Below are 12,854 nucleotides of genomic sequence, written 5' to 3'. Positions count from 1 at the left end.
ATGAGTTTTCAATTGCAATGTTGCCGCGGTTTGTTGGTTGGATGGATGATCATCGGCGGCCAGGGGATGAATGTTGAAGCCGAGGACGTTGTTACCAAGGACCATGTCGCCGAGGACGTTGTTACCGTGAAACAAATCGATGACGAGCCGGTCGACGCGTCGCGAGACCGCAGCGTCCCGTTGCGGATCTACCTTGTCCAACAGGAGGCTCCCCAACCCATTGTCCTTTTTTCACACGGGCTGGGTGGTTCGCGAGAGAACAATCGTTATCTCGGCGAGCATTGGGCCAAGAACGGGTTCATCGGTGTTTTCATGCAGCACCCCGGCAGCGACCGCGACGTGATCGCGTCCGGCTCGGTCGTGCAGCGGCTAAGCAAACTAAAAAGTGCCGCGAGTGCCAAGAATGCGAGTGATCGCTTCGCCGATGTCTCGTTTGTGATTGATCAACTGCAGCAGTGGAACCAGCAAACCGGACACCCGCTATTTGGCAAATTGGACCTCGACCGGATCGGGATGAGCGGACATAGTTTTGGCGCTGTCACGACGATGGGAGTGGCAGGACGCAAATTCCTTACACGCCAAAACTATCATGATCCGCGGATTGATGCGTTCTTTGCGATGAGCCCTTCGTTGGCAAAAATGATTTCGCCAGCGAACGCATTCGGCGATATCGAGCAACCGGTGTTGTGCATGACGGGTACCAACGACGACAGCCCGATTGATCCGCAAACGACGCCCGAATCACGGCAACAGGTCTATGAGGCTCTACCTGATGGTGACAAATACCAACTGGTTTTCGACGGAGGCTATCACTTCACGTTCAGCGATAGTGCCGGCTTTCGTACTCGCAAACGCGATGCGAGCCATCATCCCGCGATTCAGAAAATCAGTCTCGCGTTTTGGAATGCCTATTTGCTCGACGACATCGAGGCCAAGAAGTGGCTGAAATCAGAAAGGCCAAAATCCGAAGGCCTTTTAAAGCCAAGTGACAAGTGGCAATGGAAATGAGACGCGGTGAGTCTAGCTGTGGTTCGCCGGCGGATTGCCGTCGGTGGATGGTTTTGACTCCGCTGGCTCTTCGCTGTCCACTGGTTTCGGAGGCACAACCCCGCTGGCTTTGACTTCTTCGTTGAAATCAAGGATGGTTTTGACAACGTCAATCAATTGGTCCAAACGGAACGGTTTGAACAGGACTCCTTTGGCATGAAGCCCGTTTTGGCGTGCCTTGACAATCGAGTGTCCTGGGTCGTAGCCAAATCCCGTCATCAAAACCATGGGCACATAGTCCATGATCTTGCCCAATCGCAGCATCAATTGATAGCCGCTGTAATCGGGAAGCTTGATGTCGCTGATAATCACATCGTAAATCGTCGAATCGTCGCTGCCGCGCACCATCAATACCGCTTCGTCGCCTTTATGCGCGGTTTCGACGATGCATCCATAGCGTTCGAGCAGTTGATGCGCGTCTTCACGAACTTGTTCGTCGGCATCCACCACCAAAATTCGTTTGCCGCGTAGCGACACGTGGTGAGCCGACTCGCCACCGACCGGAATCGCTTCGAGCGGCGTCATCCGCTGGCCGATCTGTTGAATCGTTTGCTTGATATCGCGAGCATTCCGCAAGATACGCTTCAATCGATCAACGACTTCCGAGCTGTGTCCGATGTATTGTTCCATCACATTGACGGCATCGTTCAGGATTTCGTCCACCGGAAGCGCGACCGCGCCGTGAATCGCATCACAGCTCTGCTGAGCCGTATTCGCCTTTTGAGCGACCAATAGTTCCAGCGTATTTAGCGCGAACGCGATGTCGCGTGCAAAAATCTCGAGGAACTGCAGGTCGCTATCGCCAAATGCATTGATTTCGGGGCTTTCGATATTGATCGTCCCGAGCACTTGGTCATGCAGCATCAGCGGAACGGTCAACGAACTGCGTGAATCCGCTACGCCGGGGATAAACAGAGGGTCATTGACGACATCGTGACAAATGTAACTGATGCCGCTGGCCGCGACGTATCCGGTGATCCCGTTGCCCTGAGGATGTGCGATCAATTGCCGATCCGCAGCGTCTTGGTCGATCCCGACGCTCAACAACGGCATCAAGTTTCCGGTCGCTTGTTCGAGCAAGCGGATCTCGATGATGTTGAAGTTCAGCAGGTTGCTGAGATAGTGGCGAATGTTTTCCTTTAGTAGATCAATTCGCTCGTCGACTTCCATCATAAAGATTTCAGTCGGGCGAAGATCGGCCAGTTCACGTCCGGCTTGGTGGATCGCAGCTAGCTTGTTTTGTTGCAGTATTTCTTCGGTGATGTCGCTGACCGTGACCACCAATTGGCGGCTATGGACCGGGTGCACCATCGGCGCCGCGTGGACTTGAAAATAGCGGCTGTCTTCGGTGTGCAGCGTGCTGTTGCTCTCGTCCCCCGTCGCAAGTGCGGTGTGAAACGGGCAGAAATCGGGGCCCATGATCTCGGGGTTGGACAGCATCTCGTAAAAGTTCATCCCGACCGACGGCTCCTCGCGGCCTGACCACTCGACCAGCCGACGATTGGCCCATAGCACTCGCAAATCGGAATCCAACAACGCCACGCCTTCGGGCATATCCCGCAGCATGATGCCACTCTGCGAAATCCCTCTCAGCTCGCTAATCTTGGGCAGCTGGTCACGGGCGATCCAGACTCCTTCGATCGAGGGGTCGTCCAACTGATCCACCACCGCCACCGAGGTGTCGACCACCACCACTTCTCCCTCGGGGATGTCCGCCGGAAGCGTGCTCGGGTCGCCAATACAAATCAGTTTGCGAGGCATGGTTGGATTCTGCGTTGTTTGTGTCGATCGATTCATCGATCTTTCCCTCACCCACTCAGATGAACGTGCACTGTATTATATGTTGGTCAACATGCACCGCATGCGTTTCGTCTCCGAATCGATTCGCGAACAATATGCCACGTCTCGCGATTGCCCTTCGGAAGCAAGCTCCGATTGGCAACGTGGTTGTTCGTCGATCCGGCGACCCGCTGTTCACAAAGGGGCAACCCGTCGAATCGTATGATCCGCGAAATCACCTCGTGTGGAAAGCCGCTACGCTGCTATCTTGTCAACTGAAAGTCATTTTCAGCTGGCTGATCACTCTTGTCTTGCAATCGTTCGAATTGCCCCCCATGCGTCGCAGTCGACGCTGCCAGAACCTCGCCACGATGATGCCCGTTTTGGCAATTCATCGCGTATTACTTTGCCCTGCCGTTCACTATCAGGATTGCATCATAAAGAATCGATGTTGGTTTGTCATAGAGATATATCCCTTGGTGGGCATTACGGCACACTTTTCGCCGTCCGCGTCCGAACAAGATGTTAAATCGCTTCATTGTGAAGTGGGGGGCAGCAATCGGGCCGTGAATTTCTCGCGTTCTGCCACGCTTCTTGCAAATGACGCTGTGATCGGTCATCCCCCGCTGATCGACGGCTGTTTTCCGGTTCCACCCGCCGCTTTCCAGCGGAGTCAACGGGCCATCGAGCGGAGTCAACGGGCCGCCGCCGTCAGCCCAACGCCATCGACTATGCCACTAGGCTCTGCCTAAAACCCGTAGCGGAAGTCGTCAAGACTTTCGGCAGCATGGCATACCCTTTGGCAGCATGCCCTAACCCATTGGGAAATCGACATTCTTCACGAATTCCGCTACCAAGTTTCCGGCTCTGATGCGTTCTCAGGCAGTGCCTAGCCGGCCGGGCTCCGCGCCGCACCGCTACTCAAAGTAGATGGCATTGGGCGTCAGCCCCTCAACGACTGGGACGCTAGACCCACGCCATCGACGTTGGCACCAAGCGAGGCGTTTTGGTAGCGGAGCAGCGTGGGGCCAGCTGGATTGCCCGGTGCCCGAGGGGGCACGACTCAGCACTGCGTTTTTCAATCCACTAAGCCGCTCGCCGCGTTAGCACGACCCGAGCAGATCACAGCGACCCTGCCGCTGGTGATTGGATTGCGAGCGAGTCAATCGTCATGCCGACGAATGCCGCCCCGCGACAGCTGCCCCGCGGTATTTTCAGTGACCGAATCGAAGCCTTGGTACTGCTCAGTGTGCCGCTACCAAATTTCAACGAAAGCGAAGTCAACGAGGAACGAGAGGGGCGAGTCGACAGGTCGTGTTAACGGATCGATTGCGATGGGGGCGTTGGCAATGGCAGAAGAGGACGGCGACCGGTCACGAGGATCGACGATCCAGTAGTCGCCGGATTGCCGGTTGCGAAAGTCCTACATGAACAGGTGTCCGATTGGATGCAATCAAGTGAATCGAGAGAACGGCGCCTCAATCGTGTTATCAAAAAATACAGGTGCACTGAGTTGTTTGCGTGTGTGTGATGGCAGGACAATCCCATGCGTCGAGGTCCCCGGCCTTCAATCGAGAACACCGTTTGGTCGAATCCGAAAATGATGCGTGGCGTATGCCGCGCGAGTATGGTTGTCTAGTGGCGACTCGCTCGATTCGGCTCATCGACCGCGTCTCCATGACGCGTAAAACGCACCGCTGCACCGCACGATTGCGAGATTTTTAAAAGTTTTTTGCAGGAAAGAATTGCGATCGGTTTTGACCGATTTAAACTTGGTAGGTAATCAAGCATCTTGGTCGGTTTTGCACCGATCCGATTTACACTTAGGTTCCCTTCTTCGACGAGCGCGTTTCATAGCCCCAGAAATTTAACTCTAAACCGCACTTATACATTTCATTAACATCAGATTTACAGTCACCAACTCACATACTGTATTGCTCGCTTAGACGACAATGTGTGCGGGATAGTGACTCCAATTTGATGTCAATATTTGTATGCAAGTATACTATTTAACGATTCGGGACCTTTATTCAATAAGTAATCGTTGACAGTGTGGTTGCACAGTTTAAATTCAACGTCTCAGGGCGATAGGTTCGCCCACTTTACGCAGCCGTTAAAGCTCCTCGTTTTTCTTCTGTTGCCTCACAGGCTGTGAGACGTATTTGGAGGGTTCCCCAAGATGAAAGCTCAAATGCTCAAGTATGTATTTGGACTGATTGCGACGTTGGTGTTCGCAGTGAATGTCCAAGCAGGATGTGGTTCGTGCGGTGGCTGCGAGAGCGGTGCCGGATGTGTTTCTGGTGGCGGTGTCGCCATGGGTAGCGGCTCGGGCGCCGTTTACGCTGGTGGTGCCGATGCGTGCGGCCCAGCCGTTTCGTATCAAACGCAAACCGTCATGCGTTCGCAGTACGTGACCGAAACACGCATGGTCCCAACGACGACGTACCAGCGTCAAACGCAGACACGGATGCGAACGGTTACTCGTCAAGTTGCACGCGTTGAAACGAAGCAACAAGAGTACACCGTAATGGTGCCACAAACTCAGACTCGTACGGAAAAGTACAACGTCCAAGTTTGTGTGCCTTACACCGAAGAAGTGCCATACACCGTCCAGGTGCCTGTCACGACCCAGGTCGAACAAAGCTACCAAGTATCGGTTCCTTATACCGAAGAAGTAGAACAGACCTACACGGTTAACGTTCCTTACACCGAGAACGTTGAGCAGACTTATAATGTTTCCGTTCCTGTAACTGAAACCAAAACTCAAACGTACATGGTTAACGTTCCTTACACCGAGCAAGTTGAACAAGCTTACACGGTATGCGTTCCAGTACAGAAGACACGTGAAGTGTCCTACCAAGTATGTGTTCCTTACACCGAAACGGTCACCCAGACCTACACGGTAAATGTTCCTTACACTGAGACGATCGAACAACCTTACACGGTTTCGGTTCCTCACACAGAACAGGTCGAGCAAACTTATACGGTTAACGTTCCTTACACCGAAGAAGTCGCTCAGACCTATCAAGTTCGCGTTCCTGTTCAACAAACGCACACTGCTTACCGAACCGTTAGCACTTGTGTACCAGTGACCTCGATGCGAACCGTTACCCGCGACATGGGCAGTTACCAATGCCAAGCGGTTGAAGTCGGTGGCGGACATTCACGCCGTGGCGGAATCATCGGTGGCGGTCTGTTGGGCGGTCATCGTCACGGCCTTCACGGTTGTGGTTCATGCTGTTGCTGTGAGCCTGTCTCAACCTGCGGCAGCGGTTGCGACGACGGTTGTGGTGGCGGCGTTTCGGCCGGTGCAGCTTGCGGTCCTCAGATCGCTTATCGTCGTGTTTACGTTCCTAACCTTGTCACCACGCAAGTGCCTTACACGACTTACAAGCGTCAAACGACCCAGGTTCCTTACACCTACACGACGACCAGCTACACTTGCGAAACCAAAACTCGCATGGTGCCTGTGACTCGTATGCGTCCTGAAACCCGCACTCGCATGGTCAACGTGACCAAGTACACGACCGAGCAACGCACTCGTTCGATCCAAGTCACTAAGTGCCGTCAAGAAACTCGCACTCGCGAAGTTCCTGTGACTCGTACTCGTATGGAAACTCGTACCCGCCAAGTTCCTTACACGGAAATGGTCAACGAGCAACGTACTCGTATGGTGACCGTGCAAAAGTGCCGTCAAGAAGAACGTACTCGTGAGTACAACGTGACGACCTACCGCACCGAGACTCGCACTCGCAGCGTTCCTGTGACTCGCATGAAGACGGAAACTCGCACCCGCATGGTGCCTGTGACCAAGACTCGTCTGGAAACACGTACTCGTACCGTGCCTCAGACGACCATGACCACCGAGACCCGTACGCGAACGGTCAACCGTACCCGCTTGGAAACCCAAGAGCGTACTCGCGAAGTTAACTACACCGTCAACGTTCCTGAAACCCGCACGCGTTCGTACAACGTCACCGTTTACGACACCGTTCAGGAAGAAGTGCCAGAAACCTACACCGTGTGCGTTCCTGTGCAATCGATGCGTGAAGTTCAAGTTCGCGTTTGCCGTCAAGTTCCGACCACGATCCAAGTTCCTGTTTACGGTGGCGGTAACGGCGCTGGATATGGAGCTGGAGCCGGTTACTCGACCGGAGCTGGTTGCGTCGACTGCGGTGGCAGTTCATCGCCAGCCGTTTACAGCGAAGGTCCTGTCGCATCGCCAGCACCAATGGCAACCGGCGCTGGATGCGTCAACTGTGGTAACTAAGCAATCGATCCAGTTGCTTAACAATACCCTCTAGCGTCGTAAGACGTGAGAGCAGAAGGAGCCCCGGAGAACCTAGTTCTTCGGGGTTTTTTCGTTGCGTTTTCGCTCGGTCTTTCGATCAAAACGGTTCGATTCGATCTGCTGCAGCCTCTGGGTTTGTCGCGGGTAGCACGCGACGGTCGGTTCAGCGATGATAATGAGAGCCTCGTCTTTCGTTTTTTTCCTGATGGCTCTTCACCCCTTCGAGAGCGAATCAATGCAACATGTCGACATCAAGATTCATGACGCCGTCGCTACGATCCTGATGGATCACCCTTCGCGGCACAACACGCTGAGCCCGACGCTGATTGAAGATTTGCGGACTGCGTTTTCTGACCTTCATCAAGAAAAACGAGTGCGTGCCGTGATTCTCACCGGTGGTGGCGAGCACTTCAGCAGCGGGATCGACTTGAGTGTCCTCAGCGCGATCTCGGCGATGGCGGTCGATGAATCCCAGGGGGAATTGTTCAAGTTGTGGCAGCGTTATGCGGAGCTACTCGAGCAAATCCTGCGGTTTCCCAAGCCGGTGATCGCCGCGGTCGATGGGGCCGCGATTGGGGCGGGGCTCGGCATCGCACTGGCCGCCGACCTGCTGGTGCTCTCCGAGCGTGGTTCGCTCAGTGCCCAAGCGACCCGTCGAGGGCTGGTGAGCGGTGCGACAGGGGCTTTGATCTCGTTTCGCTTTGGCGCCGCGACGGCTGCTAGGATGTTGCTTGCCGGCCAAGTGATTGACGCCGACGAGGCTTATCGATTGGGGATGTGCCCCAAGCCAGTCCCCTCGGCCCAGATTTGGGTGGCCGCGTCCGAATTGGCGTCGGCGTGCGCTGAAGCGCCTCGTGAAGCCGTGCAGGCGACCAAGCGATTGCTAAACGAGTGCGTCGGTGAACTGCTGCTCAGCCAGATTGCCACAGGCACGGCCTACAGTGCCGCCGCCTGTTCGACGGACTCCGCCAAAGAGGGCGTCGCCGCTTTTCTAGAGAAGCGATCGCCCGAGTGGCGATAGGTCTCGCTCGATTTACAGTACCCCGATTGACCAGAAACACGATACGAAACGAAAGCAATTAGCAACCGATGACAAATCCCTCTGACATTGTATGGCACGAACAAACCGTCGATCGCGCCGCACGCGAAGCGAATCTTGGCCAACGCGGCGTGGTTGTCTGGTTCACTGGATTGAGCGGGTGCGGCAAGAGTACCGTCGCCAACGAGCTCGAGCGTCAGCTGAACCAGCTCGGGCGGGCCACCATCTTGCTTGATGGAGACAACATTCGCCACGGATTGTGTGCGCCTCCGGATGGTTTGCGAGACGAGCATGGTGAAGAATTTGCCAGCCGCTTTGGGCTTGGGTTTGGGGCCATCGACCGCGAAGAAAACATTCGCCGGATTGGCTCGGTCGCCGCGCTGATGGCGTCCGCAGGATTGATCACGTTGACCGCGTTTGTCAGTCCCTACCGCCGAGATCGTGATCGAGTGCGAAAGATCGTCGAGGCCAGCGGATCGGCGGGCGATTTCCTCGAAGTGTTTGTCGACACTCCGCTAGAGATTTGTGAGGCTCGCGATCCCAAAGGGTTGTACAAAAAGGCACGAGCCGGCGAGATCAAAAACTTTACCGGGATCAGCGACCCTTACGAAGCGCCCGAGCAGCCCGAGATTCATCTCGCCGGCCACGCCGAGGCGACGCCAAGCGAGCAGGCTGCCGAGGTGCTGGCGGAATTGACTCGGCGTGGGATCGTCGGTTCGTCTGATCGCTAAAGCGAAGCAGCGGTTACAATCGACCGCATGGATCTCCTTGCCACACCGTCACGCCGTAAAGTCCTGTTTGGACTGCTCTATCTGAGCGAAGGAGCTCCGATTGGTTTCATCTGGCTAGGATTACCCACTCGCTGGCGAGCGATGGAGATACCAGTCGATCAGATCACATGGCTGATGGCGTTGTTGATCATGCCGTGGACGCTGAAATTCTTGTGGGCGCCGCTGGTTGACCTGCTGCGTGGCCCGAGATGGGGATTCCGCCACTGGATTCTCGCCAGCCAATCGGTGATGGCGATTGCGCTGCTCCCGTTGCTGTGGCTGGATGTTCGCATGCAGTTTTCGTTGGTTGCTGCGTGTTTGTTGTTCCACGCTTTTGCCGCCGCGACGCAGGATATTTCGATCGACGCGTTGTGTGTCAGTGAATCGCAGCCCATCGAGCGAGGTTCGCTGAACGGATGGATGCAGTGCGGCGTCATGGTGGGGCGAGCGGCGATGGGAGGTGGATCGTTAATCTTGGAGCGATACGTCGGTTTCGCCGGAGTCGTTGCCGTCTTGATCGCTTTGATCATGGTTTCGGCGCTCGCGTTGACGAAATCAAAGGAGAAGTCCATGGACATTGCCGCGGCACGCGCCGTGAAAGCGGATCGGGCCAGTCGGTCTGCATTTTTCATGCGACTGCGGTTACTGGGAAGCGAACTATTTGCCGCGATTCGTACGCGTGAGATGAGACGAGCGTTTTTGTTCGCGCTGATTGCCCCTGCCGCATTCAAATCACTCGAAGCGGTGCTGGGCCCGTTGTTGATCGATCATGGCTACAGCGAGTTCGAGGTTGGCCAGTTCACGGCGACGACGATGATTGCCGCGATGATCGTCGGTTCTCTGTTTGCCGGACGCATCTCAAGACGCTTCCAAGGGACGCGATTTGTCGCGGCCGCCTTGATTGTCAACCTGATCGCAATCGTCTCGTTGGCGGTAGTGGATCGGTGGTTAGAAGGGCAAGGAGGGCTGCACATTCTAGTGCTATTAACGGCAGTGGCCTTCACGATCGGTTGGCTGACGGTGGCCCTTTATCACTGGTTGATGAATTTGACATCGCCAAAGTTGGCTGCCACTCAGTTCACCGCATTTATGGCGGCCACCAACGCTTGCGAGGCCTGGTCCACCTCGCTGCTAGGCAGTCTGCAAGTTCGTCTGGGGTACCCCGTGGCGATCCTGGTTCTCTGCGCGATTTCAGCCGCTGCGATTGTTCTGTTGGTTCCGGTTAAGAAGCAGCCAGCGTGAGCACAAGATTTTACCTCCCCTGTGGGGAGGTCAGAGTCGGCGGTAGCCGGCTCTGGGTGGGGCTCGAAGTGTTAGAAGTGGACGGTGCACGCATGGTTTCACCACCCTCCCCGGCCGCTATCGCGGCCGACCCTCCCGGAGGGAGGGTGAGTTTAGATTCACCTCCCCTTTGGGCATTGGTGTCTACACAAATTGATCGATTTGATATTGATTGCTGGATGGGATTCAAATTGCGTTGGAAAAACGCCTGCAAACACAGTATCGCAAACAGGTTAAGTCGCATATGAAGGCTGCCACAAGGTCCAACCCCGGGCCACACTGCCCGGTGGACATCGATAAAACGACTTCGGCCAGTCAGAACCTGTGGCGTTTCCTGAAGAATGATCGGGTTTCGCTTGAGAAACTTATGGAGCCCCTCAGGAAGCTTGGTCGAGATGGCTGCCGGAACAGCCAAAGCAAATTTGTTTTGGTCGCCCATGATTGGTGCAAGCTGGACTACAAGAGCCACGCCAATCGCAAGAGCGACTTGCTTCAGCTCACCCACAAGACGGACATCGGCTACGACTTGACGACGGCCCTGTTGGTCGAGGCAGACTCCGGAATCACGCTGGCTCCCATGCAGATCCACCTCAAGACGAGCGAGGCTCTGCACAGCACCGCAAAGGAACCTCCGCTGTGGGAGGGGCACCATCTCGACCAGCTTGAGACGACAATGGCCGAGGCTTCCAACGGCTGGGATCTGCTACGAACTCCTGTTCATGTAATCGATCGCGAAGCGGACTCACTGGGACGGCGACGACGCTGGCACAGCCTGGGCCACTTGTTCTTGGTCCGCTGTGATGATCGTCGGGTACGGTGCGAAGGTCGCTCGGTGCTGCTGAGTGAACTTGATGAGGAACTCGATCAAACGTTTCAGTACGTCGATGCGGGCAAGGCTCTTCACGAGGGGAAGAAGGTCCAGCGACAAGTGGGCGAGCGAACCGTGACCCTTTATCGCCCCCACAGTGCCGTCATCGACGGTGAGAAAAAGTCGATCGCCGGCAAACCAATCGAGCTTCGTGCCGTGTTTGTGCGACTGGTCGATGACGATGGCTGGATCGTCGCCCAGTGGACCCTACTGACGAACGTCCCTGGTGATGAAGCTGATGCGTCCGAAGTAGGCAAATGGTACTACTTCCGCTGGCGCATCGAGAGTTTTTTTAAACTGCTCAAGAGTCACGGATTGGAGTTGGAATATTGGCAGCAGGAAACGGGTTTGGCGATCGCAAAGCGTCTGCTTCTGGCCGCAATGGCGTGTGTGCTAGTGAAACAGTTGGAGGCCAGCGAGAGCGAAGCGGCGATTAAATTTCGTCGACATCTGATCCGATTAAGTGGACGCCGGATGAAACGCGGCGTGGAGTTCACCGGCCCAGCTTTACTGGCCGGGTATTATGTCCACTTGAATATGCTGGACTACTTGATGGCGACCGAACTTTCACTTGAGGAGATGAAAGACATGGAAAACGCCGCTCTATCAGAGATAATCGATGTGTAGACACCAATGCCCTTTGGGGAGGTCAGAGTCGGCGGTAGCCGGCTCTGGGTGGGGCTCGGAGTGTTAGAAGTGGATCGTGCAAGCATGGTTTCACCACCCTCCCCGGCCGCTATCGCAGCCGACCCTCCCGGAGGGGGCTCTTCGTCGATTTTAGTGGCTCACATCTGGTTCCAGCTGTAGCTTTCCACAATAGAACAGGATCCGGATACGGTAGTTCTCAAAGTTGCGGAAGCCGCGGGCTGCCGACTTGATCGCCTGCACCCGACCGTTGAAAGCTTCACTTTTGGCGTTCGTAATGGAGTACTCGAAGTAGGCCAGCAAACCAGCGAGGTGTTTCTTGAGCATCCTCGCCACCTTCTTGATCGGATCAAGCTTGCTGCGAATCGCCCATGCATACCAACGATCAAAAAACTTCTCCGCCCAAGCGGCGCTTCGGTAAGTCCAGAAGTCACGAAACATCTCTTTGATTCCCCACGCGCGTGCCGTCTTGATCGCTACTCGGCGAATGTCCTCCATTTGCTTTTGCTTGGCATCATCAAGACTCTCCTCGTTGAAGAGCCAAAACTGACGCGTCCCCGTTAGCGCGTTAATGCCTTCGCGTCGAAGGAGTTTGTTCTCTCGACGTCGAACCAGGTCGACCGCTTCGACGAGGTACTGGCTAATGTGAAAATGGTCGTGAACGATTTTCGCTTTGGGAACTTGTTTGACAATGCTGTTTCGAAAGGCTTGCCAGAAGTCCACCGCGACTGCCCGGATACCCGATTTTTGCTCATCGGTGAGACTATCAAAGAGTTTGTCGCAAGATTCCTCACTGCGGTCTTTGACGACTTCCAGCACCCGCGATCCTTCCAGGTCCACCATCAGCGACACGTAGTCCTGACCTTTGCCAAAACTCTTTTCATCAATGCCGATGGTTTCAATCGGGTCGGTATCACGACGCTGTAGCCCTCGCTCGACCCCTCGCTGCATGATCTCGTGAGCGGTGTTCCAGGAGATCTTCAGTAACTTGGTCGCCGCCAAAACGCTACTAGGCTCTGTCTGAAAACCATGTTGCCCGTTATTTCGTACGAATGAGAGGTAAGTTAGTTCGAACGAAAGGGAGGAGGTAATCATGGTGGGGCGGCATTGCTTAACCGACGATCAATGGGAACT

9 protein-coding genes are annotated in these 12,854 nt (G+C 55.2%); 7 read left to right on the top strand and 2 right to left on the bottom strand.

What is annotated here, in order from left to right; translation table 11 throughout:
- Entirely contained in the window at positions 1-1,008 is a 1,008-nt protein-coding gene (locus ABEA92_RS26260) for an alpha/beta hydrolase family protein (RefSeq protein WP_345687906.1), read from the top strand.
- Between the two features lie 12 nt (positions 1,009-1,020).
- On the opposite strand, the gene ABEA92_RS26255 is transcribed toward ABEA92_RS26260, so the two are convergent.
- Complete coding sequence (locus ABEA92_RS26255; protein WP_425572502.1) at positions 1,021-2,844, bottom strand: hybrid sensor histidine kinase/response regulator; 1,824 nt, start codon at positions 2,842-2,844, stop codon at positions 1,021-1,023.
- Positions 2,845-3,997: 1,153 nt separating this feature from the next.
- Between ABEA92_RS26255 and ABEA92_RS26250 the strand changes: the two genes are divergently transcribed.
- The 6 genes from ABEA92_RS26250 to ABEA92_RS26225 all read left to right on the top strand — a co-directional run bounded on the left by ABEA92_RS26250 (position 3,998) and on the right by ABEA92_RS26225 (position 11,702).
- Positions 3,998-4,147 carry a hypothetical protein gene (locus ABEA92_RS26250; RefSeq protein ID WP_345687904.1) on the top strand — a complete coding sequence of 50 codons (150 nt, stop codon included), beginning with the start codon at positions 3,998-4,000 and terminating at the stop codon, positions 4,145-4,147.
- An 858-nt stretch (positions 4,148-5,005) separates the two neighbouring features.
- Positions 5,006-7,096: a hypothetical protein gene (locus tag ABEA92_RS26245; protein WP_345687902.1), complete on the top strand. Its 2,091-nt coding sequence runs from the start codon at positions 5,006-5,008 to the stop codon at positions 7,094-7,096.
- 256 nt (positions 7,097-7,352) lie between these two features.
- A complete protein-coding gene (locus ABEA92_RS26240) occupies positions 7,353-8,138 on the top strand; it encodes an enoyl-CoA hydratase/isomerase family protein (RefSeq protein ID WP_345687900.1) in 786 nt (261 codons plus the stop codon).
- A 68-nt stretch (positions 8,139-8,206) separates the two neighbouring features.
- The gene (cysC, locus tag ABEA92_RS26235; RefSeq protein WP_345687898.1) at positions 8,207-8,887 is read left to right on the top strand and encodes an adenylyl-sulfate kinase; all 681 of its coding nucleotides are present in this window, start codon (positions 8,207-8,209) and stop codon (positions 8,885-8,887) included.
- Between the two features lie 27 nt (positions 8,888-8,914).
- Entirely contained in the window at positions 8,915-10,168 is a 1,254-nt protein-coding gene (locus tag ABEA92_RS26230) for an MFS transporter (RefSeq protein WP_345687896.1), read from the top strand.
- A 331-nt stretch (positions 10,169-10,499) separates the two neighbouring features.
- Positions 10,500-11,702 (top strand): transposase, encoded by a 1,203-nt coding sequence (locus ABEA92_RS26225; RefSeq protein ID WP_425572508.1) that lies wholly within the window; start codon positions 10,500-10,502, stop codon positions 11,700-11,702.
- 150 nt (positions 11,703-11,852) lie between these two features.
- On the opposite strand, the gene ABEA92_RS26220 is transcribed toward ABEA92_RS26225, so the two are convergent.
- Positions 11,853-12,815 (bottom strand): ISL3 family transposase, encoded by a 963-nt coding sequence (locus tag ABEA92_RS26220; RefSeq protein WP_345687894.1) that lies wholly within the window; start codon positions 12,813-12,815, stop codon positions 11,853-11,855.
- Positions 12,816-12,854 lie beyond the last annotated feature (39 nt).

It is taken from the genome of Novipirellula caenicola (assembly GCF_039545035.1).
GTDB lineage: Bacteria > Planctomycetota > Planctomycetia > Pirellulales > Pirellulaceae > Novipirellula > Novipirellula caenicola.
This window is presented reverse-complemented; position numbering and strand designations above follow the sequence as displayed.